General features: G+C 57.5%; 20 protein-coding genes. 18 read left to right on the top strand and 2 right to left on the bottom strand.

Annotation, left to right across the window (positions count from 1 at the left end; genetic code table 11):
* Positions 1–11: 11 nt before the first annotated feature.
* The 17 genes from tssM (at position 12) to ACTJKS_RS03790 (ending at position 22,522) form a co-directional block, all read left to right on the top strand.
* Entirely contained in the window at positions 12–3,551 is a 3,540-nt protein-coding gene (tssM, locus tag ACTJKS_RS03870; RefSeq protein WP_108184219.1) for a type VI secretion system membrane subunit TssM, read from the top strand.
* Positions 3,551–4,279, top strand: a complete 729-nt coding sequence (locus ACTJKS_RS03865) for a PP2C family protein-serine/threonine phosphatase (protein WP_027610389.1) — start codon at positions 3,551–3,553, stop codon at positions 4,277–4,279. The genes tssM and ACTJKS_RS03865 overlap by 1 nt, the downstream gene beginning before the upstream one ends.
* Entirely contained in the window at positions 4,276–5,277 is a 1,002-nt protein-coding gene (locus ACTJKS_RS03860; RefSeq protein WP_095695842.1) for a serine/threonine-protein kinase, read from the top strand. Before ACTJKS_RS03865 ends, ACTJKS_RS03860 begins: the two co-directional genes overlap by 4 nt.
* Before the next feature lie 28 nt (positions 5,278–5,305).
* Positions 5,306–7,342: a type VI secretion system Vgr family protein gene (locus tag ACTJKS_RS03855; protein ID WP_108184218.1), complete on the top strand. Its 2,037-nt coding sequence runs from the start codon at positions 5,306–5,308 to the stop codon at positions 7,340–7,342.
* A 10-nt stretch (positions 7,343–7,352) separates the two neighbouring features.
* The gene (locus ACTJKS_RS03850) at positions 7,353–8,366 is read left to right on the top strand and encodes a sel1 repeat family protein (protein ID WP_262949071.1); all 1,014 of its coding nucleotides are present in this window, start codon (positions 7,353–7,355) and stop codon (positions 8,364–8,366) included.
* 15 nt (positions 8,367–8,381) lie between these two features.
* A complete protein-coding gene (locus ACTJKS_RS03845; protein WP_256198925.1) occupies positions 8,382–11,504 on the top strand; it encodes a calcium-binding protein in 3,123 nt (1,040 codons plus the stop codon).
* Positions 11,494–12,405 (top strand): tetratricopeptide repeat protein, encoded by a 912-nt coding sequence (locus tag ACTJKS_RS03840; RefSeq protein ID WP_108184217.1) that lies wholly within the window; start codon positions 11,494–11,496, stop codon positions 12,403–12,405. Before ACTJKS_RS03845 ends, ACTJKS_RS03840 begins: the two co-directional genes overlap by 11 nt.
* 119 nt (positions 12,406–12,524) lie before the next feature.
* Entirely contained in the window at positions 12,525–12,986 is a 462-nt protein-coding gene (locus tag ACTJKS_RS03835) for an XAC2610-related protein (RefSeq protein ID WP_041071688.1), read from the top strand.
* Positions 12,987–13,301: 315 nt separating this feature from the next.
* Positions 13,302–14,696: a TIGR01777 family oxidoreductase gene (locus tag ACTJKS_RS03830; protein ID WP_108184216.1), complete on the top strand. Its 1,395-nt coding sequence runs from the start codon at positions 13,302–13,304 to the stop codon at positions 14,694–14,696.
* Positions 14,697–14,705: 9 nt separating this feature from the next.
* Complete coding sequence (locus tag ACTJKS_RS03825) at positions 14,706–17,156, top strand: alpha/beta fold hydrolase (RefSeq protein WP_108184215.1); 2,451 nt, start codon at positions 14,706–14,708, stop codon at positions 17,154–17,156.
* Positions 17,153–17,662: a hypothetical protein gene (locus tag ACTJKS_RS03820; RefSeq protein WP_003229535.1), complete on the top strand. Its 510-nt coding sequence runs from the start codon at positions 17,153–17,155 to the stop codon at positions 17,660–17,662. Before ACTJKS_RS03825 ends, ACTJKS_RS03820 begins: the two co-directional genes overlap by 4 nt.
* An 87-nt stretch (positions 17,663–17,749) precedes the next feature.
* Positions 17,750–18,205, top strand: a complete 456-nt coding sequence (locus ACTJKS_RS03815; protein WP_108184448.1) for a hypothetical protein — start codon at positions 17,750–17,752, stop codon at positions 18,203–18,205.
* A 4-nt stretch (positions 18,206–18,209) separates the two neighbouring features.
* Complete coding sequence (locus ACTJKS_RS03810) at positions 18,210–18,755, top strand: hypothetical protein (RefSeq protein ID WP_108184214.1); 546 nt, start codon at positions 18,210–18,212, stop codon at positions 18,753–18,755.
* The gene (locus ACTJKS_RS03805; protein ID WP_262949070.1) at positions 18,685–19,593 is read left to right on the top strand and encodes a tetratricopeptide repeat protein; all 909 of its coding nucleotides are present in this window, start codon (positions 18,685–18,687) and stop codon (positions 19,591–19,593) included. Before ACTJKS_RS03810 ends, ACTJKS_RS03805 begins: the two co-directional genes overlap by 71 nt.
* A gap of 2 nt (positions 19,594–19,595) precedes the next feature.
* Positions 19,596–20,351 carry a lysozyme inhibitor LprI family protein gene (locus ACTJKS_RS03800; protein ID WP_108184212.1) on the top strand — a complete coding sequence of 252 codons (756 nt, stop codon included), beginning with the start codon at positions 19,596–19,598 and terminating at the stop codon, positions 20,349–20,351.
* Between the two features lie 88 nt (positions 20,352–20,439).
* The gene (locus ACTJKS_RS03795) at positions 20,440–21,405 is read left to right on the top strand and encodes a hypothetical protein (protein WP_440828795.1); all 966 of its coding nucleotides are present in this window, start codon (positions 20,440–20,442) and stop codon (positions 21,403–21,405) included.
* 28 nt (positions 21,406–21,433) lie between these two features.
* Positions 21,434–22,522, top strand: coding sequence for a hypothetical protein (locus ACTJKS_RS03790; protein WP_262949068.1), 1,089 nt, complete (start codon positions 21,434–21,436; stop codon positions 22,520–22,522).
* A 63-nt stretch (positions 22,523–22,585) separates the two neighbouring features.
* On the opposite strand, the gene ACTJKS_RS03785 is transcribed toward ACTJKS_RS03790, so the two are convergent.
* Complete coding sequence (locus ACTJKS_RS03785) at positions 22,586–22,957, bottom strand: DUF6124 family protein (RefSeq protein ID WP_108184209.1); 372 nt, start codon at positions 22,955–22,957, stop codon at positions 22,586–22,588.
* Between the two features lie 522 nt (positions 22,958–23,479).
* Between ACTJKS_RS03785 and ACTJKS_RS03780 the strand changes: the two genes are divergently transcribed.
* Entirely contained in the window at positions 23,480–23,863 is a 384-nt protein-coding gene (locus ACTJKS_RS03780) for a helicase (protein WP_003229522.1), read from the top strand.
* Between the two features lie 264 nt (positions 23,864–24,127).
* Here the strand turns inward: ACTJKS_RS03780 and ACTJKS_RS03775 are convergent, their stop codons facing one another.
* A complete protein-coding gene (locus ACTJKS_RS03775; RefSeq protein WP_095137709.1) occupies positions 24,128–25,528 on the bottom strand; it encodes an aminoacyl-tRNA deacylase and HDOD domain-containing protein in 1,401 nt (466 codons plus the stop codon).
* Between the last annotated feature and the right edge of the window lie 36 nt (positions 25,529–25,564).

The raw sequence follows: 25,564 nt of genomic DNA, 5'->3' as shown, positions 1-25,564 counted from the left end.
AGGGACGTGTGATGAAAAAGTTTTTCAAGAAAGTCGGCGCCTTCCTGCGCCAGACCTGGGTCTGGACCCTGCTGCTGGTGCTGTTCGTGGCGCTGCTGGTGTGGTTCGTCGGCCCGTTGTTGGCGGTGGATGACTACAAGTTCTGGGAAAGCGCGACCTCGCGTCTGCTGACCATCGCCGTGTTGTTCCTGATCTGGGGCCTGACCATGGTCTTCGTCAGCTGGCGCGCGGGCATCCGCAAGAAAGCCGTCGAAGAAACCGAAGATGGCCAGGATCGCATCCGTCGTGACGAGCTGATCGAAGAAGAGCAGAAAGAGTTGAAGGCGCGCTTCAAGGACGCGCTGAAAACCCTGAAGACTTCGAGCCTGTATCGCGGCCGCAGCGAACGCTGGCGCAACGACTTGCCGTGGTACCTGCTGATCGGTCCGCAGGCCTCCGGCAAGACCAGCCTGCTGGACTTCTCCGGGCTGGAATTCCCGATCAACAAGATCGACCGCAAGCTGACCCGCGACACCCTCGGCACCCGTCATTGCGACTGGTACTTCGCCGATCACGGTGTGCTGATCGACACAGCCGGGCGCTACACCACCCAGCCGGACGCGGAAGTCGACGGCAGTGCCTGGACCACCTTGCTCGAACTGCTGCGCAAGCGTCGTCGCGGGCGTCCGTTGAACGGTGTGCTGGTGACCATTCCGGTGGAATCCCTGATCGGTGGCAGCGAGCAGGACATCGACACCCTGGCGCGCCAGGTGCGCGGTCGTCTGCAAGACGTCTATCAGAAACTGCACGTCGATGTGCCGGTGTATCTGGTACTGAGCAAGGCCGACAAGCTGCTCGGTTTCGACGAGTTCTTCGATCAGCTGACCCGCGAAGAAAGCGATCAGGTGCTGGGCACCAGTTTCCGCAAGGATCAGGTCGGCACCGACGTCGCAGTCCTGCGCGGCGAGTTCGAAGAGCTGCTGCGGCGCCTGAACAATCAGGTGATCATGCGCATGCACTCCGAGCGCGATACCCAGCGCCGGGGCCGCATCCTCGACTTCCCGCATCAACTGGGGCAGATCGGCGAGCGTCTGTGCCTGTTCGTCGACATGGCGTTCACTGGCAACCGGTATCAGCGCGCGTCGCTGCTGCGGGGTTTCTACCTGACCAGTGCTCCGCACCTGACGCAGGAAATGGACGCAACTACCGCCGGCATCGGCGCCAACCTCGGCATGAATGCCGGTGTGCTGCCGACCCTGCGCAGTGGCCGTTCGCGCTTCATCCATCATCTGTTCAGTCGGGTGATTTTCCCCGAGTCGGATCTGGCCGGCCTCGACAAACGCGAGCGCAGCCGCATCCATTGGGGTCAGCGTGCGTTGTACGTTGGCGCACTGGCGGCATTGGCGCTGTTCGGCATGCTCTGGGCCGGTGGTTTCTCGGCCAACTATGAGCGTCTGGAAAACCTGCGCACGCTGGCGCAGAACTGGACTCAGCAACGTTCGGCGCTGACCCCGCGTGATGACGCGATGGGCGTGCTGAAAACCCTCGACACCAGCTACGCTGCGACTCAGGTGTTCCCGAAGAAGGGCGACGTCTCCTACCACGAGCGTGGCGGTCTGTATCAGGGCGAAGACGTCAATCCGGTGGTCAGGCAAGCCTACGAGCATGAGCTCGAAGCGCAATTGCTGCCACGGGTCGCGACGATGCTCGAAGGGCAGATCCGCGCCAACATGAAGGACCGCGACAAGCTGCTCAACAGCCTGCGTGCGTACCTGATGCTGAACATGAAAGACCGTCGTGACGCGGCGTGGCTCAAGGACTGGGTCGCCACTGACTGGTCGCAGCGCTACACCGGCAACACCGCGGTGCAGAATGGTCTGAACACTCACCTTGAGCGCTTGCTGAAGCAGCCGTTCATCTACCCGCTGAACGATCAACTGGTCACTCAGGCACGTCAGGTGCTGCGCGCCGAATCGCTGGCCACCGTGGTCTACCGCATGCTCCGCGAGCAGGCGCGCAACTTGCCGGAATACCGTTTCAGCCAACACCTCGGCCCGCAAGGCTCGCTGTTCATCGGCACCGAATACGTGATCCCGGGGTTCTACACCCAGCAGGGTTATCAGCAGTATTTCTCGGTGCAGGGGTCGGCGCTGGTCACCGACATCCTGCGTGACAACTGGGTGCTGGGCGAAGGTGCGGGCATCAGCGACATGGACTTGCGTCGCCTGATGGTCGAGCTGGAGCAACTGTACTTCCGTGACTACGCCAACTACTGGAGCGAAGCCGTTGGCCAGGTGGCCTTGCCGCCGATCAGCGACGCCGGTGAAGGCGCCGAACAACTGGCGGGCCTGACCTCGGCCAACTCGCCGGTGCTGGCATTGCTCACTGAAGTACGTGAAAACACGCGCTTCCCGGCCGCTGCCGATCCGGTGGACGAAGCCGGTGATGCCGCCGATGCACTGGCCGGGCAGAAGGGCAAACTGGGCAAGGTCGGCAAACTGGCGTCTGCCGTGGCGGACAAGGCTTCGGCGATGGCCGTGGCGAAAAGCCTGCCGGACACCGCGAAGAAGTCGCTGCAACGGCGCTTCGAGCCGCTGCACCGTTTGCTCGATGACAACAACGGCCCGGCCGCTGACCTGACCCCGGCCATCAGCGCGCTCAACGACCTGCAACTGCAACTGTCCGGTCTGGCCCGCTCCAGCACGCCGGAACAAGCCGCGTTCGAAATGGCGAAAACCCGCATGAGCGGCCAGCGTGATGCGCTGACCAACCTGCGCGCGGCCTCGGGTCGCCTGCCGCGTCCACTGAGCGTGTGGTTCAACGTGCTGGCCGAAGACTCGTGGCGCCTGGTGCTCAACGATGCCTACCAATACCTGAACGGCCGTTATCAGAACGAGCTGTACAGCGTGTATGGCAAAACCATCAGCAAGCGTTATCCGTTCAGCGCGAGCAGCACCAGCGACGTGGCGATCAGCGACTTCCGCGAGTTCTTCCGGGCTCAAGGTACCGTCGACCGCTTCTTCGACAGCTACATGCGTCCGTTCGTCAGCGGTGATCCGGGCAACTACCGGATGCGCAGCGTCGACGGTCACAGCCTGCCGGTCTCGAAGATGTATCTCGACCAGATGGCAGCAGCCCTGACGATTCGTCAGAGCTTCTTCTCGATCAATCCGTCCGAGCCGACCGTGCAGTTCAAACTGGAGCCGTACACCCTCGATCCGGCCGTCAGCCGTTCCGAGTTCAAGTTCGGCGACAAGACCATGGAGTACCGCCACGGTCCGATCCTGCCAATGACGTTCAAGTGGCCGACCGATGCTGAAGACGGTCGCACCAGCCTGGTGATGGACAAGATGGCCGGGCGTCCGATCGGCATCGAGAAGAACTCCGGCCCATGGTCGCTGTTCCGTCTGTTCGACCTGATGCAGACCGAGTACCTCACCGGTCGCGACGTGCTGGTGCTGAAAGCCGACGTGGGTGGCCTGCGCGCCAACTACCTGCTGACCAGCCAGCGCACGCCGAACCCGTTCGACATGGGCGTGCTGCGCACCTTCCGTATGCCGGTGCAGCTCTGATGCTGGTGGCCAGTCCCTGGCGCAGCGCGGCGCGTACCGACCCGGGCAAGGTGCGGGCGCGCAACGAAGATGCCTTCCTCGACTCGCCACAGCAGGGGCTGTGGGTGGTCGCGGACGGCATGGGCGGTCATCAGGGTGGCGACATCGCCAGCCAGTTGATCGTCGCCAGCCTGGCTGAACTGCCGCAACACGAGGACTTCGACGAACGCCTCAAAGCCATCCGCCAGTGCCTGCACTGGCTGAACCGGCGCTTGGGGCAAGAGTTGACGGTCACCGCCGGACGCCACGACAGCATCATGGGCAGCACCGTTGTGGCGCTGCTGGTGGAAGGCAACCGCGCGGCCTGCATCTGGGCCGGCGACAGCCGTTGCTATATGTGGCGCGGGCAGCGGCTGTATCAGCTGTCCAAGGATCATTCGCTGCAGCAGCAACTGATCGACGAGCAACAGATGAGCGTCGAACAGGCGGCAGCGCACCCGGCGGCTCAGGCCTTGACCCGAGCCGTCGGTGCGGCCGAACAGCTGACCCTGGACGTCCTCGAACTCGAGGTCTATCCGGGCGATGCGTTTTTGTTGTGCAGCGATGGTTTGTATCAGGGGCTGAGCAGCGATGCTCTCGGCAACGCCCTCAGCCTCAGCGCGCCGCATGTGGCGCTGGAACGTCTGTTCGACGGCGCCCTGCGTGGCGCCGCCCGGGATAACCTGACTGCCGTGGTGATCCGCCAATGACTGAAATCGAATCCTCAGTCGATGACTTGCTGATGAGCGAAGAGCAGGCCAGCAACCTGACCTACTTCGCCTTCGCCAAGGCAAACAACGCCGAGCCGCTGCTGGCGCCGACCAAGGCCAGCATCGGTGCATTGCCGGACGTACTCGCCGGCCGCTACCACCTCGAGCGTCTGCTCGGGGCGGGTGGCATGGGTGCGGTCTATCGGGCGCGAGATCTGCTGCACGAGCAGTTCGGCGATCCCGACCCTTACATCGCGCTGAAAATCCTCAGCGAAGAATTTGCCGAATCGCCGGACGCCAGTGCCTTGCTCTACAGCGAGTTCGCCCTGACCCGGCGCCTGCGCCACGACAACGTCGTGCGTGCACACACCTTTGAAGTCGACACCGACTGCCAGCGGGCCTTCATCACCATGGAATACATGCGTGGCCTGACCCTGGACAAACTGCTCTGCGAGCGGCCTCTCGGCCTGCCGTGGAAAGAAACGCGCGACATCGCGCTGCCGCTGCTCGATACGCTGGCCTACGCCCACCGTCGTGGCGTGCTGCACGGTGACATGAAACCGAGCAACGTCATGCTCAGTGAAGACGGCCTGCGCCTGTTCGACTTCGGTCTCGGCCAGGCAGACGAGGGCGTGTTGCCCGGCCTGCCGCACCTGAGCCGCGAGCGCTTCAACGCCTGGACCCCGGGCTACGCCGCCCCCGAACTGCTTGAGGGCCAACCGTTGTCGGCCAGCGCGGACGTGTACGGCGTGGCCTGCGTGATCTATGAACTGGCGAGCGGCAAACACCCGTTCCGCCGCTTGCCCTCGACCCAGGCCCGCGACGAGCACCTGGAGCGCGAGCTGCAAGCCCCGGCGAACTTACCGAAACACGGCTGGCCAGCGCTGCGAACCGCGCTGAGCTTCAATGCGGCAGAACGCACCATCACTGCTGCCCAATTGCGTGACGCCTTGGGCGCCACTTCGTCCTGGCTGCAACGGTTGCGACTTCGGGCGTAACGGACGACATTCGAACAGGGAGCGCTTTATGTTCAACCCAGCTAACGAAACCCACTTCAGCCTCAAGGTCGAAGACTACGTGGGCGACCTGCAAGTGCTGTCGTTCACCGGCACCGAAGGCATCAGCCAGCCGTTTCGTTTCGACCTCGAACTGGTCAGCGAAAACCCCGATCTGGACCTGGAAAAACTCCTGCACAAGCAGGCGTTTCTCGCATTCGATCCGCAGGGCTCGGGCATTCACGGCCAGATCTACCGCGTCGCCCAGGGCGATGCCGGCAAGCGCCTGACCCGCTACAAGGTCTCGCTGGTGCCGCAACTGCAGTACCTGCATCACCGCACCAACCAGCGCATCTACCAGCAGATGTCGGCGCCAAAAATCATCGCACTGATCCTCGACGAACACGGGATCAAGGGCAACGCCTACAGCTTCCAGCTCAGCCAGCCGTGCCCGGATCGCGACTACTGCGTGCAGTACGACGAAACCGATCTGCACTTCGTCCAGCGTCTGTGCGAAGAGGAGGGTATTCACTACCACTTCCAGCACAGCGAAAAGGCTCACCTGCTGGTGTTCGGCGACGACCAGACCGTGTTCCCCGACCTCGGCCAGCCGACCGCGTACGTGCAGGGCAGCGGCATGGTCGCCGAAGAACCGGTGATCAAAGGTTTCAAACTGCGCCTGGAAACCCGCACCAGCCGCACCACGCGCCGCGACTACGACTTCGAAAAACCGCGCCTGCAAATGGAAGCAGCGTACAAACCCGATGGCGAGAGCACTGAACCGGATCTCGAAGACTACGACTACCCGGGCCGCTTCATCGACCGTGCGCGCGGCAAGTTCCTCAGCCAGCGCGCCCTCGAACGCCACCGCGCCGACTACCGCCAGGCCGAAGGTCGCGGCGACCAGACCAAACTGGTCAGCGGCCACTTCATGGCCATGTCCGACCACCCGCGCAGCGAGTGGAACGACCTGTGGCTGCTCACCGAAATCTTCCACGAAGGCAAACAGCCGCAAGTCCTCGAAGAAGGCGTGACCAGCGACACCACCGACAACAAGGACGATTTCCACCAGGGCTACCGCAACACCTTCCTCGCCACCCCGTGGGACGTGTTCTACCGCCCGGCCCTCGAACACCCGAAACCGCGGGTGCTCGGCAGCCAGACCGCCATGGTCACCGGCCCCAAAGGCGAAGAAATCCACTGCGACCAATACGGCCGCATCAAAGTCCAGTTCCACTGGGACCGCGAAGGCCTGGCCGACGACAAAACCAGCTGCTGGCTGCGCGTCTCCAGCTCCTGGGCCGGCGACCGCTACGGCGCCATCAGCATCCCGCGCATCGGCATGGAAGTCCTCGTCACCTTCCTCGAAGGCGACCCCGACCAACCCCTCGTCACCGGCTGCCTGTACCACAAGGAAAACCCGGTGCCGTACGCCCTGCCGGCGAACAAAACCCGCAGCGTGTTCAAGACCCTTAGCTCCCCGGGGGGCGGCGGCTACAACGAACTGCGCATCGAAGACAAAAAAGGCGCCGAACAAATCTTCATCCACGCCCAGCGCGACTGGGATGAAAACGTCGAACACGACCAGAAAATCCGCGTCGGGAATGAACGCCACGACACTGTGGTGAAGAACACCTACACCGAGCTGAAGGCCGAAGAACATCGCACCACGATTTCCGATCGCAAGGTTGAAGCGAAGCTGGATGATCATCTGACGGTTGGGCAGAACCAGCATGTGAAACTGGGCACGGCACAACTGACCAGCGTGGGGAAAGAGATTCACCTCAAGGCTGGTGACAAGATTGTTATTGAGGCGGGGACGGAGCTGACCATGCTTGGGGGTGGGAGCTTTATCAAGCTCGATGGCGGTGGGGTGACGGTGGTTGGGCCGGTGGTGAAGATCAACGCAGGGGGCTCGCCGGGAGCGGGCACTGGCATCGGGATCAAACCGCCGGTGCTGCCGGGGGCGGCGGATAAGGATAAGGCGGGGAGTTTGATGGATCAGGCGTTGTTGAATGCGCCGCCTGAGAAGGTTAAGCCGAAGGCTTTTTTTGTGTTTTCTGAGTGATGAGTTCGTGATGACAAAGAACAATCGAGTGCGTCAATTCAAGCTGCAATGTCTGGTGCTTTTGGCGTTTGGGTTTTGTTCAGACGCCTTTGCGGCGCAATCTAGCACCGTGCAATGCCCGAGCGACAACTTCGCAGATTTCGTAAAAGAGTTCTCGTCCAAGCCTGAGGTGCAGCAAGCGTTTATCGCCTCGCCCGTGATCGAGCAAAAGGTAGTCTCCACCGAGTCAAAGCCGCGAGTGGTGGAGCGAAAGTCGAGGTTGTTGGACCTTCAATCGTTGGTGATGCTTGCTCCTGACAACATCGCGAAATCTGGGCTGAGCATGCAAGTCCAGCTGCCGAGCAACGTGATTGTTCGCGATTCAAACGGTGAAGTGCTCAAGATCTTCACTTTCAAACATAACGACTGTTGGGTATTGACCCGTGCTGAAGACTGGTCGCTTGAGGCTGTACTTGATGCTCAATACCCGAATTTAAAGGCTTCACCGGGTGAACGCGCACTAAAAAGAGGGGCGATGTATAACCAGCTGGGTATCGATACCGACTCCTCTTCTTCCAGTCAATTGTACATTTCTGCTCTGAATAGTTATTTACATGGGGCAGACCAAGGCTCCGCAGAGGCCGCCTTTGCAGCGGCGGGGATCAGCCTTTCAGGTCAAGCTCCACGGTTGGAAAACGTAAAGATCCTTCAACTACTGGAGTCAGCTGCCAAGAGCGTACCTGAAGCAGGGATTGCCCTTGCTGACTTCTATTGCGATGAAGGCAATTACGAAGAGAAGCGAGCCTGTGTAAATCCAGAAAAGTCATTGGGGGCTCTTGTAAGCTCTGCCCGGCTCGGTTCCCCGAGTGCATTGATTCAACTAGGCGGCGCCTATGAAGCCGGCGCAATCATCCCTAGTGATTTGGCTCGGGCGATGGCGTGTTATCAGGAGGCCGACAAGAAAGGCAATGAGGCAGGTGCTAGAGGCGTCGAACGACTAAGCACCCAAGGCATTACCGCAAATAATTCAATTCATTGCCTTTAAAGCAGGATGCTATTGATGAGTACAGGTCTACTTGAACAGCGCGCGAAATACCCTTATAGCGGATATGAATACGGTTATGGTAAAGGCGGATCTGCGGACGAAGACGGTAATGGTCGGAAGGAAATTGATTGTTCCCACTTACTAAATCTAATGCTCCGTGATGCGGGGTATGACATCCCTTACCGCACTACAAGTCAACTTGCGACAGACACCACGCATTTCGAGTTCATTGCCCTCGACAGCGTTCAGCCGGGTGATATCGCGCTATGGACAGGAATGCACCATACCGGCGTGATTGAGGACATGGACGCTAACCGGGTCAAGGGGAATTTCTTCGGCTCACAGAGTTCGACCGGGCCAAAGTCCGCAAAGTACGGTGCGGGTAGCGGCTACTGGCCGATGCCGAACAAGTACCTCCGGCCGAAGGCGGAGTACAGGACCGGTGCGCAACCGACGCCTGCTCCTGCTCCGGCGCCTGCAGCGACCCCGGCTCCGGCAGGATCACCGCTCATGAGTTTTCAATACCCGTTCAGAAAGGCGGACGGGAAGCAATTCGAGAGCGCCGACGAAATATATAAAGCACTAGAAAAAGAAACATCGGGCCACTATCTCTTGGGCAGTAATAAGTTCTGGCATGGTGGTATTCACATTAGCAATGCCAGTGCCCCTCAATGCATCTTGAACGAACCGATCCGCTGCATGGCTGACGGCGAGGTTGTGGCCTATCGGCTTAACGAAGACTATCTAGAATCTACGTTCGGCGAAAATGAGAAAAAACTGCAGTATTCCAACTCGTTTTGTTTGGTGCGACATGAGTACAAATCTGCGCCAAACCCAGAAGAAGGACCGAATAAAGGCAAACAAAACAAGCTGAACTTCTACAGCTTGTACATGCACCTTCTGCCCTTCAAGCGTTATCCGCTGACTGAGGAAGAAACTCCGAAGCCTCAAGTGACCATGAAGGTAAGTGACTTCAACGCTTACGACGATTTCCCTGAATCCAGTAGCGTTCAGAACGTTGGCAAGCTCGTTGCGGGGACCAAACTTGAAATACTGGATCAAAAGGCCCTAGGCAACGTTACCTATGCGAAAGGGAAAATTCTTTCAGGTAGCGTTAAAAAGAACGGTCACAAAGTTCGCGAGGCTGGAAAGGAGGTCTGGTTCGCATACTTGAAAGACGGAGTACCCTACAAAAACTCCAAACCCGCACGTATATGGCTGGCAGACCCGATCCCGGAGCGTTTAAAGCCAAAATATTGGCAAGGTAAGGTGAAAGGAACCGCGTTGACAAGATTGGATCTTTATCAGGGTCCTATCTCTGCCCAAAATGGGCAAAATGCCGGTGATAAGATTGGCTCGCTGCAACTTAACCCTCAAAGTTCGGTGGAATTTGAAAGCAAAGAGGTACTGAACCTCAATGTTGCAGGGACAATTCGTCGAATGGCGAAATGTACGAGCAGCGGTAGCTTGGCTGGGGAAGGAAGCCTTCCTCCCAGCTTCTGGGCAATTGTGGAAAACGACTTTGTTGCTTGGGATGTAATCCCGAGCAGCTTTGACTCTGTGGAGTCCGCAAGCATTGGAATCAAGGCTGGAGATCCGATTGGCTACCTGGGACTGACTGAAAACCTGACCGGTGAAGATGGCGGTGTAGCGAGTAAGTATCAAGTGCACGTCGAGATATTCACTGCTGAAGCAGACGTAAAAGACTTCCTCAAGAATACGGCTGGGCTGAAGATCGGCAAGCAATATCTGTATTTGCCGGCTGGAGGTGAGCTGAAGAAAAAAGCACCTGCGACGGATAGTACGGTGCTGAAAACGGAACATGCAGTTGATTTGAACAAGACGCCGGTCATCAAAGTGGGTACCGACGATTACTACGATGTGACCGTTACTGACAATGCTCAGGCCGTCAATGGCCTAGTCAAGAAAGTGGGCGCACAAATTATCACTCAGCATGATTGGGAAAAGCTGGGGTTTCAGATCGTCGAAGAAACCAATGCGACAGCGGACGGGTTTCTCGATCCAAAGGACATGCCTGCGTTCTTTCAGGATCTGTTCACGAAGGTCGATAAAGACCAGAGCGGGGACGTCGATCCGGCCGAGTTGGCCGAGGCGTTGAAAAACCCTGATACGCGGTCGCAATGGTCCAAGCTGGTTGCACATCATCCGACGGAGTGGAAAGCGAAAGCAGATGCTCCAAAATGGAGCCGGCTTGATACTGAGCTTGAGCACGCCCCGAAGACACTGAAGCATGAGAAAGAAAGGATCAGCAGCTATGTGTTTTGGGATGAACTGAAAGAAAAGGCTGCTATCAGTACCGACTTGATATGGCATTTCCATTCGATTGCCTTTGTAGCGAATGCGCTGTCGGCCGTTTGTATCCCACTCAGCAAGGCCAAAGAAATCGCACTATTGGTTTCCTCCGGATACGAAGGAAAGAGCAAGTTGGATTATGAGGCACTGGCCGGTAATTTCGATGGTCAAGGTATGTCTTTCGGTGTTATTCAGTGGAACTTCGGGCAGGGCACGTTAGGGCCGGTTCTGCTGGAGATGCGTGGAGCAGATCAAGCCACGTTTGACGGATGTTTTGGTGCCAACATGAATTTCCAGACACTGATGAATTCGTTGAACTCTGCGAATACCGCCGCCCAAATGAGTTGGGCGACGGGAGTAATCGCCAGCAACAATGCAGGATGGAAATCGGCTTTCAAGAAGCTTGGCGAGGTCGAAGCGTTTCAAAAGATTCAGCTGAATCATGCGGCGAAATATAATGAGAATGTGATGTCTTGTATCAAGTTGATGCGCGAATTGGCACCGAATCTGATGGTGAAAATTCAACTGCGTACTTACTGTGCGCTATACGACTTGTGTGTTCAGCAAAATCATCTCGCGAAGGCGGAGCAGCTTATTAGAACCGAGTTCCCTAGTGCTAATATTACTACCCAAAAAGAGCTACTGATTTTTGTTTGTAAAAAACGAGCGGAAAAAGCCTCAGAGGCGTATAGGGCCGATGCCTTCAGTCGCCGGATGGGAATCATTCAGGGGCAAAAGTATACCGCTACAATGAGTGGCAATACTGCCACGCGAGAAAATGGCAATTACGGAATAATCGTAGAGGGTGACATCTGTGAGCTTTAAATTTCGCTGGTTTATTATTTTGATTTTTTTTTCGTCTCCAGCGTGGAGCGAAGGGAAAAAGCTGGCATGCGATCCTGATACCAATATTTGCTCAGTGGCTATTTCTGAGAACTTCTGTGGTTCTGATGGCGTTCCAAAGGCAAAGTTTGATATCAGGAGCCAGAGTTATATATTGAGCTGTGAATGTGACTGTAGCTCTCAGGAAAACACCTTCTGGATTTTGAGTGCTGACGGAAAAGTGCAAACACTTGATGCGAGCAAGATCGTAAGTGGCGTGGATATTATCAAGAATAAATCCGGAGTACCTGACGCTTTCGGTGTGGTTCCTTATTGCCAACCAATTAATGCAAGTGGTGAAAGTCTGGTGTATCTACAGAAAGGTCCTGGCTCTGCGGGGCAACCACAACCATATTGCTATTCAGTGCTTGAACATGATGAAGCGCAGAAATGTGAAAGCGCTGAATGTCTGAGTAAGATAGAAATGGTCTCTGGTGTTGAGAAAAATATAAAAGAAGAACTTTTGGTCGAGTTCAAAAACGCCACGTCGCGCCTTTATAAGGATAAAGCAAGATTTTCTAGCTTTCCGAAACGTGATTTTATTGAACGCTACATTGGTGAGTATGGTTACTCTTCTGCCAGCCAACAAGTTTTCAATGACGTAGCATTTTTTTGGCAGCAAGCAGGCTTCAATACCGACGCAATTTGGCTCTTGAAAAAAGTTATTTCAGAAAATCCGAAGCGGACAGTTGCCTATCTTAATCTCGCAGATGCTTATTGGGAGGCGGGTGATAAAACATCCGCAGGAAAGAACTATAAGGTATACACCGATCTCATGAGCGAGAATGGCAAGCAAGCCAAGGTTCCTGATCGGGTTAGGCAGCGTGCTACAACGCAGCAATAGAAGAAGTTGCAGACTACTCTCCTTCTGTTAAGGCTCGCGGGTCATGACTAGGCCTTGGAAACTTTATTGTTTGATGGGACGTTTGCTACGGGGCTTTAATGGATCTGTTCTGCGAGTACATGCATTTCAAAACTTTAGCGTTATCACTGCTGGGCCTGCTGTGGACGATCCCGTCGCTAGCCGAAACCGCTACGTTCAGCCCAACCCAAGGCGTTGAAACAACGCTGGTTCTCAAAGGCTCCACGCTGAACGTCGCGGTTAAAGGCGAAACGCATAACGAGTCGCGGACGGTCGATTTTGAAGCCGTAAACGAACTCCACATGCAGTTCGACGATTTCAATTTCGACGGCGCTCAGGATTTCGCGATCTGGCAGCTTGATGACGGCATGGGTACTTACGACTACTACCGGGTGTTCATTTACCAAGCCAGAATCGGCACCTTCGAAGAATTGCAGCCGGATTGCGGCGATGGATTCGTTAATTTGCGCGTCGACAAAAAGCGTAAAGTGTTGCTCAGCACCTACTGGGAAATGAACATAACCAAGCAATGCGTCACCCGGTTCTCCAAACGCAAAGCCTGAATGACTCAAGGAAGAACACAGTGAAACGGTTTGTGGCGAGCTTAGAACGAAGGATATGTCTCGGGCGTTAGACTGTTATCAAATGGCGGCTGACAAAGGTAATCAGTTGGGCCTCTTCAAGTGGGGCGATTGGGATCGTCAGGCACCGCGCCGATCAAGGCTAGTCGCTGCATCTGAGTTTTGGGGCATGTTTGATGCGCTTTCGCACGCGTTGAGCCTGAATCCCTCACGCTAAAACGTTTAATGCTTGAGCATCTGACGACTGCGATTTTCCTTTAAACTCCCCACCCCCAAGGAATGCGCTCAGGACACGGAATGCCAGCCCCCTCGATCTCCCTTCGCCCCGCGTTAGTACTCTGGCTATACGCCGCCGCAATCGTGCACATTCTCGCCGGCCTCACCCTGACTTGGGCCGGTCACTCCGGATTACTCGACGGCTATTTGCACACCCTCGAACTCGCATTCTGGGGCGCCGATGCGGTGCCTGCGGCCGGCCGCGAACAACAAGTCTGGTGGCTCGCGCTGTTCGGCGCGACGCTGCAAAGTTATTCGCTGTACATGCTCGCGCTGGTGCACTTGGGCAATCGCTTGAAAGCCCCGGCAGTTTGGGGCTGGTTGATCGCGGGCATCCTGTTATGGGCGCCTCAGGACATGTGGCTCTCAGCGCAACAACAGGTTTGGTCGCATCTATGGCTAGATGGTTTTGCATTGCTGGTGTTGGTGCCGCCGTTATTCTGGCTGTATCGACATGACCGCCGAAAATCTCCTTCAGTAAAGACTCCGAGCCAATCCAACCCGTTTGCCGGCGGCGCTTTCAATCGTGTGCTGATCACTGGCGGCACCGGGTTTATCGGTGAAGCCTTGGTCAATCAATTACTCGACGCGGGCCACTCGGTCAGCGTACTGACGCGCGATCCGTTGAGCGCGGCCAATCTGTTCAACGGCCGCGCTCGCTGTGTGCATTCGTTCAGCGAACTCAGCCACTACGAAGCCTTTGACGTAGTGATCAATCTCGCCGGCGCCCCTGTCGCCGGCCCACGCTGGACTCCCAAACGTCAGGCGCAACTGCTCGCCAGTCGAGTCGGCACCACCGAAGCGCTGATGACTTGGTTGCAGAACACCGAGCACAAACCAGCACTATGGATTCAAGCCTCGGCCATCGGCTTCTACGGCGTGCGCGATGCCAGCGAAAGCCTCGATGAACACGCCAGCAAGGGCGACGGTTTCATGGCCGAACTATGCGCGCGTTGGGAAGCCGCCGCGCAACCGGCCACTGAGTTTGGCGTGCGTCAGGTGGTGCTACGCCTCGGCGTGGTCTTCGGCCCGGGCGGCGCGTTGACGCCGTTGCTGCTGCCGTTCCGCTTGGGCTTCGGCGGGCGCATGGGCGATGGTCGGCAGATCATGAGTTGGGTGCATCGCGATGATGTGCTTCAGGTGATCGCAAGGGCTTTCAATGACGACAGTCTGCGTGGCACCTACAACATGGTGGCGCCGGAAACGGTCAGTCAGGCAGCGTTCGCCGAGCAGGCCGGCAAGGTCCTCAAGCGTCCGGTGTGGTTCCATATTCCCGCCGCGCCAGTGCGTGCAATGGCAGGGGAAATGGCGCAGTTGTTCTTCGACGGCCAGCGCGTGGTGCCGCAGCGTTTGACCGAGGCTGGTTACACATTCCGTTATCCAACCCTCGACGCCGCTCTGCGCGATCTGACCTGAGGATCGCTCATGGGCAAGCCCTTGATGTACCTGTTGGCCGGCAACGGCAGCGCCGCGGATTGGTGGGATGACGCGCTGCCGCACTTCCAGCGATACGACGTGGTTCCGCTGGAGTTGCCGGGCTTCGGCGCCAATCCGCAGCCACCTTGCGAGGATCTGGCGGACTACGCGCAGACTTTGCTGGCGATGACGCAGAAGGGCAGCGCGGTCATGGCAGTAGGGGTCAATGCGTTGCTGGTGTTGCATGCGTTACAACGTCGGCCCGGACACTTCTCCCGCAGCGTTTTGTTGGCGCCAGTCGGTGCGTTTCTGTGGCAGCGGCGGTTGCCTGCACTTATGTCGCCGCTGCCGATTCGCAGGACCATTCACTGGTTGCTCTCGAACAAACCGACGCTGTTCGCGCGCAAGTTCTCCAACCAGACCTGGACGCCCGCGCAGTACCAGCGCATGGGCGCCGGTTATGCGCGTTGCCGTGCGTTTGTGCCGCACTGGGATCTGATCCGTGCCGACACCGCGCTGCCGCTGCTGGAGTGGATCACCGATCCGGTCGAGCTGGTCTGGGGCGATCAGGACAAGGTGCTCGGCATCGAACAAGCCGCCGCATGGTCGGCGATTCTTGCGCGCGCAGACCTGACCATCAGCCTGAAACCCGGTTGGGGCCATTACCCATGGATCGACGCGCCCATGCAGTTCGCGCAATGGCTGGAGTCGGGCGAGCGCGGGTTTGTTGCGCACACCAAGGGCGGGCGTTTGCGCCTGGCTGAACTGGCGCGGCAAGCGGTGCCGGCGGCGCTGACGCTCAACGATTGCAATGATCCGCGTCTGCCAACATTTCTCGCTGCCCAACCCGACGTGACTTGGGCGGTGCGCTCCTCCAGTTATGGCGAGGATCAGGCCGATTCGGCGAATGCCGGTTTGAGCACAACCTATCTGCGCGAGCCGCCCGCCAATGTGCCGAAACGCATCGCCGAACTCACGGCCGAAGGCGTCGAGGAAGTGGTGGTGCAACGCTTCATCACGCCGGTGGTTTCCGGGATCGCATTCGTGCGCCATCTCTCGGTAGAACTGGAATGGGTTGAAGGTCATCTCGAATCGCTGGCCGACGGTCAAGTCAGCCCCTCACAAGCAACGCTTTCGCGACTCGGCGATGCGTGGCGCAGTGGCACGTTCACGCCGTCCCACGGCTTGACCGAAGACCTGCTCTGGCGCTTCCTGCAAGACGTGTTGCGCGTGTTCCACTACGTGCCCGGCGACGTCGAATGGGCCTGGGACGGCTCGCAACTCTGGCTGCTGCAATACCGGCCGATCAGCGACTACGGCTGGCGCCGGCACCTGACCGCCGCGAACATCGCCGAGATCCTGCCACCGCAACCGAGCGTGCTGGTGGAGTACGCCCAGCGCCGCGCGGCGGTGAGTATCCCGGCGATCATGGCGCGCTGGGATGCGCGAGTGTTGCAGGACAACGAGCCGTTCACTGCTGTGTTCGGCGGCGCGTCCTACATCAACAATGACCTGTTTCTTGCCCGGTTGGCCGACTGGGGCATCAGCGCCGATAACTACGCCGGTGAAGTTGGTGGTGCGACGCCGCATCTGCCGTGGCGACCGCTGAAGATGCTGCGTTCGTTGCCGCTGTTTTTGCGTATGCAACGCAAGGCTCGCGGCCATTTGCTGAACCTTGAAAACGGCTTGCAGCGCTTCGATCGGGAGCTGGCCGAATTGGTCGCCCAAAGTGCCAATGGCCAGCAATTAGCAGACTGGTTCACCCGGTTCTACGTGTTCGTGGTGCAAGGCAATTTGTGCATTGCCACTGCACTGGCCAGCAGCGGTGGTGATTGGCTGGGCCGCCCGCCGACCGCGTACGACAATCTGGAAAACAGTCCTCATCGACTGCCGTGGGAAACCGATCCGGCTACCCCGCGACCCGCGTCGAGCGAACTGCCGCTACAGCCATTCCCGCAATGGTCCGGGCTGATCCGCCTCGCGCATTCGACCGGCCTGCCGGGCCTGCGCGGTTACTACCTGCAAGTACGCGAGTGGTATCGCGACAATCTGATGCGCATCTTCTTCCGTCTGCACCACGCCATGCCCATGGCGGATCGCGAGCATTGGTTCGCGCCGCATCCCGACGTGCGCACCCGCGATGGCAGCTTCTGGCAGGACGGTCGCGAAGGTGCGGAGCAGGCCACCGGTTTCATGATTTATCCGGGGCAAGTGCAAGGCATTCTCGGCGTGGACATCTTGTTGGAAGACACCCTAGATCCGGGGCGGCATGCGCACTACCAAACCGCGCGGGCGGTGATTGCGCGGATGGGCGGGCGGCTGTCGCATGGTTCGACGTTGTTGCGGGAACTGCGCAAGCCCTCGGCGGTGATGCCGCAGGTGGATCTGGCGTGGATCGGGTGCGAAGTGTTGTATCGGGATGGTGAACTGGAATTGATGAATTCGAAGGATGTGAAGTGAAACGACTGCTGGTGTTATTCATGAGCTGGTTGCCGATAGCCGTTATGGCGGCAGGTGTCTGCAATCAGGAAACTGACTCTAAATATTTCTTATCTCAATGGCCGGAGAGCAGCGGAGATCAGGAAGACATACTTTCCAGTCTCGATGGAAAAGAATTCTCTATCGAGCCAGGCCACGTAGTCTTCCGTGGCGACCTAAACGGCGATGGTATCGAAGACTTCATCTTCAATTCCCGCGTAGGCATTGGTTCTTCGATGGACAGCACATTCGCCTTCCTGATCCAGTGCCGTGGTTACTTGAAGTATTCGGGTGGCGATTACTTCGCCGGGGTCAAAGTTCTGGACGGTCCGCCTAAAGGTGGCGGTGAATTCAAGGACATCGAGATCTACTCCTACATTAGGGACAAGCGAGGGCGGATTCGCTACAAGGGCGAAGAGGGCATGACCCGGCCACATCTGTGGCAATTCAACCCGCAGACACAGCGTTATGAAGGTCAGTCCGAGTAAGCCAACGGTTTCCCACTGCTGTTATGGAGTTAGTACTTGAAAGGATTTTCGATTGTTCTCGGCAGCTTGCTATCAGCTGCCACTTCCATGGCATTCGCCGCCGATCCCGACTTCAAGGATTACGCCGTCACCCCCGTTTTCAGCGGCCCCAACCATGAACCGGTGCAGCAGGAACAAAGCAACTCGGTCATGGACAGCACCCGGGCGAAGGCCCTGCAAGGCAAGGTCAACTTCGCCGGCCATTACATCCTGTACAGGTTCGGCTGTGGCGGCGGGGCCATTTGTGGCGAAGTGCTGGACGCCCAGACCGGTGATGTCGTTGGCGGTCTTCCGAATGCCTATGACGGCAGCACTTTCGACACGACGTATTTGCCCGATAGTCGCTTGATCATCATTTCCGGCGTCACGCTCGATGGCGAAGAAGACGCCCAGGGAAATCGCCTGGAAAACCGTAACCGGGATCGGTACTACGAATTCGTGAACAATGAGTTCCGGCTGCTTGGCATGACCGACGTGGAATCACCGTCGATCGATGAGGAGTGAGTCGATGAACCGTCTTCTTGCGAGCAGCCTTTCGCTGTTGCTCTCGTTTCCAGCTTTCGCCGCTCCCAAGGGCGCCTACACCCAGCGCGATGTCATGCAATGTGGCGGTGTTGAAGTGGTGATGGTGTCGTCCTGCCGATCCGTAACGGTGGATGACGCAGAAACCCACCTCATACCGGTCTGCTCCGATCAGACGATCAACATTGGCGGCAAAGTGTTGCGGCGCAATATCGACAAGGTTTCACAGCTCACGTCTGACGGTAAGAAGACGAAGATGCTGAGTAACGTGGCAGTGGAGATGGATTGTGTAAAAGGAAGCAAGGGCGGCCTGGTGTTCATCGGCGGTTATGGCGGGTGTGGATCCTGCCCGGAGTGGCGCGGGTATTACTCCACCGCTGGAAGGTTGGAGCATTACAGCTACAGCAATAGTTATCGGTCGTTTGGTTCGAAGGGGTCCTGGGAAGGGCTCATAGAGGCTTATGGCATCACTGAAAGACAGTTACAGCAAACAAGCCCTGCGGCTAAAAGGATCGAGTATGGGCAGCCTTAGATCCGCACTATTGCTCGCGGGTCTGTTGCTGGCGAATGGGGCTACGGCAGAAGAAGTGCGAATCACTGGAGTCGACGGGCACACACTGACATTGCATTTGAAAGCAAAAGTATGGCCCGAACACTCAGTGGAAGCGGCGAGCGCGACCTTTACCGCGAATGGAAAAACATTCCCGCTCTACGGAACCGATATTGGGGTCGAAGTCCTTCCTCGATGGCTTAGCCCTGACAAGAAGACCTTACTCGTGAACCAAACGATGTATGGAATGTTGTCAGACGGGAGTGGTGAAGACAGCTTCCAGTCACGAAGTCACTGCGATGTGATTTCGATGGAGACCGGTTGTGTGCTGCTTCAGCGTGATGATCAGTTCTGCGCTGGCAAATGGGTGGGCAATAGCTGGACTACCGACGAGGGTGAAGTACTCAAACCTGAAATGGAGACACCTTCCCCACAGGCACTACTGAAAACCCTCTCGAACATTGAATCTGCGCAATATCGAGCCAGCGAGATCGAATGGAGCTTGGTCATGGGGGCGGATTCGTACATGGCTTGCCATCCACCGGCTCGAAATGTTCAGGGTCTTAATGATCTTGGCTTCTATTTAGCCGAGGGCGGCAACGATGCACTGGCGCTGAAGTTGTATCGCGGCGTTGAGGCCGTCGGTAAACGCACAGTACTGATGTTGAACATCGCCGATTCACTCTGGCGCCTTGATCGCAAAGATGAAGCGCAGCGCTATTACAGCCAGTACCGCGACGCGATGAGCGCCGACGGCAAGGCGCAGAAAATACCTCGACGCGTAGTTGAGCGATCCGCAATTCAGGGAATGAAACATTGAACATGTTTGTGCGCTTTATCGCGTTGTCCTTAGGCCTGCTGTCCGCTTCAATCGCGCTCGCTGAGGACAACTGCAAAGTCATCACGGTGAGCTGGCAATACGACCAATGCGTGGAAGCCGACCGCAAGAGTGCCGATGCAAAACTCAATGCCAGCTACAAACTATTGATGACTCGATTCGAGTCTCAATGGAAGCGTCAGCCTGAACAAGCGAAGACATACATGGCCATGGCCAGAGACTCGCAACGTGCGTGGATCAAGTTGCGCGACACCACATGCCCTCTAGAAGCCATAGAGACTGAAACCGGATCCAAGGCATACACCACGCTGACCAATAACTGCATCGCCAGAATGAGTCTGGAGCGAGCCGCTTATCTGGACGCCGTCGCACCGGATGATACGAGTGAAGTGGTCGATGTCGCCAAGGTTTCCAACTCTGCTTCTCAACGCTTTGGTGATGTTGTTGCTCGTTACGTCACCACGTTTGGTAGTCCGTGCCTCGATGTGCAAATCCTTGCGCCAGAGGGTAATTGGAGGGTGTTGGCGTCCAAGCGCTTTTGCAGTTTTGACGGTAAGTCGTTCAGGTCGGGTTATAGCTATGCCGGGTTTGAAGATCACGTATTTGCGGACGACGGTTTGCACGTGACGCTTAGCCTGACAGATCTACGTCCTACCGGCGAAAAGCGCCTTGCCTGCGTGATTCCGATTCAGAACGAGCAGATCAGAGAGCTGAAATGCGGCGCACCTGAATCATCGTGAGGCCACTCGCGCTGGTTTTTGAAGATTGATCAATTTGTCGATCAACAAGGAAGTAATGAAAGTGACCAGGGTCTCAAGTTGTGTGTGCATGCTCGTATCGATCATCGGTTTCACAGCGCAACCGGCAACGGCTGATGACCTGCAAACCATCAAGCAAATGCATCCGCCGGTGGTGGCATCGGTGGGCGAGCAGAAGATCACCGTGTTGTTCTTGAAGAACACGCTCAAGGGTCAGACGACAGGCGCCTACGTTCCGGGTGGTGAGGTTTTTTACACGACGATGAGTCCCACGAAGCCAGAACTCTCTTTTGTGGCGCCGCTCATAGGAGATGAAATCGCGTCAGTGTTTTTCTTTGAACGCAAATTTCCTGAGCGAGCGGGGAAATCCCTGTACGTGCTCACGAAGCTAAAAGAGTCATACGGTAACTTTGAAGGCTACACCTATTGGACGCTGGAATTGCCGCTCATCAAGCAGGGGGAGCAGTTGTCTTTGCGGTTTTTCCGCGGTGATCCACCAGACCCCGAATTGCAGAACTGTCGCGACGGCCGAGACCTTGAACATGGTGTCGATGTCGTGTGTGCCTACAAGGATGCAGCGAGTATCAAAAAGCGTCTGGCAGACCTTGATGCAAAGATCATTGCCGATTCGAAACTGCAAAAGGAGATCCGCCAGAAAGCTTTAAAGACCGACGATGACGTGACCGGTGTTGCGTGCCCCTCACCCAACTTTTCAACCTTCCTCTCAGCCTTCTCTGAACGCGCGGACGTGCAGAAAGCCTTCGTCCAGCAGCCGCTGAAAATGGTCACGACTGTGGCCAGTGATCCCGAGCCCGAGATGCAAAAAAGCAGCCTCAGCGGCGATCAGCTCAAGTTCCCGATCATCCCGGATGTAGCGAAGCGAGAGGCTCAGGGCCTGACGTTGACCGTCAAGGAAGAGCAAGGTGATCACGCCGTTGCGATCCTGCAGAAACCGGATACCGATTATGTCTTCGAGTATCGGTTTGTTCGTGGGCAATGCTGGCGGCTGGAAGAAGTGATGGATTACTCGCTTTGAAACAGGTGGCAAGTTGAAAAGATTAGGCTTGATCACGTTATTGCTGTGTTCTTTCTCTGCGGTGGCGGGGCCGATGTTCCCGTCACTCACGTCGTGCAGGGACGTTGGCAGCGACTGCGCGCTGGCGCTGAAGGACAATTTTCTGGTGGACGTACATTCCGGGCAGCGCCTATCCGAGACGGCGGAGCCGGCAGGGGCGATGAGTGACTTCTGGCTGTATCGAGATGGCGAGCGGTACATCCTTCAGGAAGAAAACTACTCCCAGGCGAAGTCGCGTCGTTGGCTGGTTTTCGCCTACGACAGCGGCAAAGTGGTGCTCGACGGCGCTTATGTTTTCTCTATCGACATTGATATGAACACTGGGCCCTACTGGCATGGCTATGACTGCCGAGGTGATGCCAAGCCGTTCGCCGTGCCAACGAATGACTCGTTCAGTGAAGTCGCTTTGGAGGCGTTATGCGGGGAGGTCGAAGGCTGGTTCGTCTCGGGCGAGGATACCAAGGTGCCGGTGTCAGCCAAGGGGCTGGCTGTCAGTGTTCCCGTTTATCACGCCCGCAAACGCGATGGTTCAGCGACTTTCCTGTTCGCTGAAAGCGATGTTCCGGATCTTTCGAAACTGGTTTGTCTGTCCAACTGTGCCGATGTCGAGAAAACACCGGAGCGCGTTTCGCATGGGACGGCGCCATTGAGGTGGGGGGAAGAAGTAACGTTGTGTTCGGATGACGAAGATATTTACTTCAGTTGCCCATTAGATGGCGGCAAGACGGTTTCTGTTTGCGCGCGGGGGAACAGCAAACCCACGGTTGGTTCTGTTCAGTATCGATATGGTGTGCCGGGGAACATCGAGATGGTTTACCCGAAGAATGCTGTGCCGCCTAGGGGCAAGTTTTTCGTTGTGAATGCGACGGAAGGAAGCGCGAGCCTGAACATCATCAAGTTCAAGCTCGGTACGTATACCTACCTCGTTAACCAGGCATTCGTGAGTTATCTGACGGTGCTCAAAGAGGAAGAAGTTGTATTCAGGCAGCGATGCGGCGCAGGAAGTTATTCCTTCATAAACCGAGCGGCGCTCCAAGGGTTGGAGTCACGACCAAAAAGCGCACAAGACTTTCGCTAGTCGCTAATGCCGAAGCTCATGAAAGGGGACTTAACGTCCCCTTTTTTTCATCCGCAAATCCCACTACGACTTGGCCGCCACGTTCCCCACTTCAATGTGGTCGAGCGTCCCTTCCACCATCAATCGCACCCCATCCGCCATTCTGCTCAGGGCCAGTGCTACCGAGCGGCGGGAGCCGTGGAGGTCGTCGGCGAGGTCGCAGGCAATGGCGCTGATGGACAGGAGGTCTTCGGAGGCGTTGGCCATGAGGGCTTCGGCGTCGGTGCCGGGGGCGAGGCTGAAGAGGCCGGTTTCGCGTTTGGGTTGGGATTCGGTACGCGGTTTGAAGTGGTGGTCGAGGGCGCGTTCGGCGGCTTCGTGGAATTTCTTGGATTCCAGCGATTCGTAGGGCGATATGTCTGGGGTTTCGGGGGGATTGGGTGTTGGTTTGATCATGGTGCAGCTTCCTGGAGTTGTGAGGCCGACACCTATTCGCTTTGCACTTCGAAAGAGGTGGCAGCTGTGCGTTGGTGTGCAAGACCGGTCCAGGTGGCCGGCAGACCCGAAGGTCTCCGACGCACAGCCGCCATAACGATCCGCGAGCATAGGAAAACGCTCGGCGAAATGCCATCAACGAATGTGCACCTGAACCGGACTTGCACGTCCGAGTCACCGATTTGGCGGCGACACACAGAGGCTATCGACGAACTGCCAACCAGCCTAGTTCATAGGTATCGCGGCGCTTTGCAGGAAATTTCCCATAGGTTTGCAGGCTGGAAGATCAGAAGATCGCAGCCTTCGGCAGCTCCTACAGGGATGTGTTTCAACAGGTGTAGGAAGTGGGGTGCAGAAGCGTGACTTGGCGGTCATCGTGCGGGAAATGGGTTGCATCATCTTCCAATAGCGGCGGATAGTGGCGTTATCGTTCGAATCCCTTACACTGCCCCGGCCGTTCACTTTCCTTTTGAGGCTGTGCGCATGAAATTTCGTTTTCTTCTGTGGATGATGGGTTTGTTGATGGGTAAGGCCAGCCGGACAAATCCTGCGTTCCAGCAGCAGTTGGGTGACAAGGATCTGGTGTTTCAGTTGCAGACGCTGGACGGGAAAGTGGCGCGGCATTTCGTGGTGAAGAATCAGCGCGTTACCAGCAAATCTGGGGTGGTGGCGGAGCCGGCGTTTGCGATTGCGTTCAAGGATGCGGGTTATGCCTTTGCCACGATGCAGGCGAAGAACAAGCAGTTGGCGTTTATGCAGGGGATTCAGGACAAGTCGATTCAGCTGAAAGGTAATCCGGCGCTGGTGATGTGGTTTCAGGGGTTGATGAAGTATTTGAAGCCGAGGAAGGCCAAGCCGAAGGCTTGAGTAGACGGGCTTGAGTGGATGGGCTGTTGTGGTGAGGGGATTTATCCCCGATGGGCTGCGCAGCGGCCCCAAAACCTGAGACCTCGATATAACTGACACATCCTGTTGGCTGGGTTTGCGACTGCTACGCAGTCGGTCGGGGATAAATCCCCTCACCACAGGTTTTGTGTCAGGCAGGTAGATTGGGGTGGATTCTTCGCGAGCAAGCTCGCTCCCACAGGAGGTCACCGAAACCTTGTGGGAGCGAGCTTGCTCGCGAAGTTTTCAAGCCTGGCTGAATTGCGAAGCTAGCTCACGCAGCAGGACTTCAGCCTCAAGCACTTTGCTGACCACGTCGTTGGCTTTGTCGCGGGTCAGGCCGACGCGTTCGAGCAGGGCGTCGGGGATGTCTTCGTCGGGGCCGGAGCCGATGCCGCGGCTGCGCAGCAGGCGCACGGCCAGGCAGACGAGGTTCGGGTATTCGGCGTAGGCGCCGTCGTAGCTTGGGTCGTGCTGGAAGCGCAGGGCGGTGGCCAGTTCATCGGGCATGTCCCAATAGCGCATCAGCCACGAGCCGATCTGTTCGCGGCTGATGCCCAGCAGGTGCTGCTCGATGTAGCTGTGGCACAGGTGCGGGTTGACCTCCAGGTGGCGGCAGATCAGCGAGAAGTGCGGCGGGAACACGTGGGCCAGCAGCAGGTAGCCGAAGTTGTGCAGCAGACCGGCCAGATAGGTCAGGCCGGCTTCCGGACGCTGGGCGCGCGGCATGGCGCGGGTCAGGCCCTCGATAACGGCGGCGGTGTAGATCGATTGCTGCCAGTACGGCGTGGTGTGTTGCGGGTGGTCTTTGGGCAGGCTCAGGGTCTTGCCGAGGGCCAGGCCCAGCGCGAGGTTGATCACCAGATCGAAGCCCAGCACGCGAACGATCGCGTCTTCCACCGAACGGATCTTGCCCGGCGAAGCGTAGTACGGCGACGCCGCCCAGCTCACCACTTGTGCAGCCAGCGCCGGGTCGGTTTCGACCACGCCGGTGATGTCGTCGATGGTGGCGTTGGGGTCGACGCGCAGTTTGATGATTTTTTGCGCCGTCTCGGCCAGCGGTGGAATCTCGATGGTCGCTTCCAGACGCTGCTGAATCCGGCGTGCGGTGAACGCCTGCACGGCCTGGGTGATTTCCTCGCGGTCATCGTCCGGGCGGTCGAGGTTCGGGCGGATGCTGCTCAGGGCTTCGCCGAAGTTGGCGGCGCTGGCCTTGGTCAGCATGCTCTTGAAGGCTTCGCTGGTGATTTCCAGCAGCAGGCCCGGCTCGCCGGAGTTGATCAGCAGCTTCGGCTCGCGCAGCAGGCTTTCTTCGTAGAGGCACGGCGAACTGGTCAGCGCCGGCAGGCCCGGCAGCAGGCTCAGGCTGTGTTTGCCGAGCATCTTTTCCAGGCGCTCGGTGGACACGGCGGTCAGGCGCCGGCCCGTCAGTTCGGCGAGGCGGTTGAGGTCGAGCAACTGGCTCTGCGGAAACAGCACCATCAGCGCGCCGACGGCATCGTCCAGCAACACGGCTTGTACCTTGCGCGAAGCATTGAGGCCGTGGTGGTCGAGCACTTCTTCGTAGGCGATACCCAGCTTGCCGAGCAGTAGCCGAATTACAGACGGCGCGTGCGGAAGTTCGGGGGCGAGAGCTGCGTCAGTCATGGTCTGTATCCGTTTTTGAAACAATGGCAGGAGTAT

The sequence above is a fragment of the Pseudomonas sp. 22189 genome, from assembly GCF_052045635.1.
Classification (GTDB): Bacteria; Pseudomonadota; Gammaproteobacteria; order Pseudomonadales; family Pseudomonadaceae; genus Aquipseudomonas; species Aquipseudomonas parakoreensis.
This window is presented reverse-complemented; position numbering and strand designations above follow the sequence as displayed.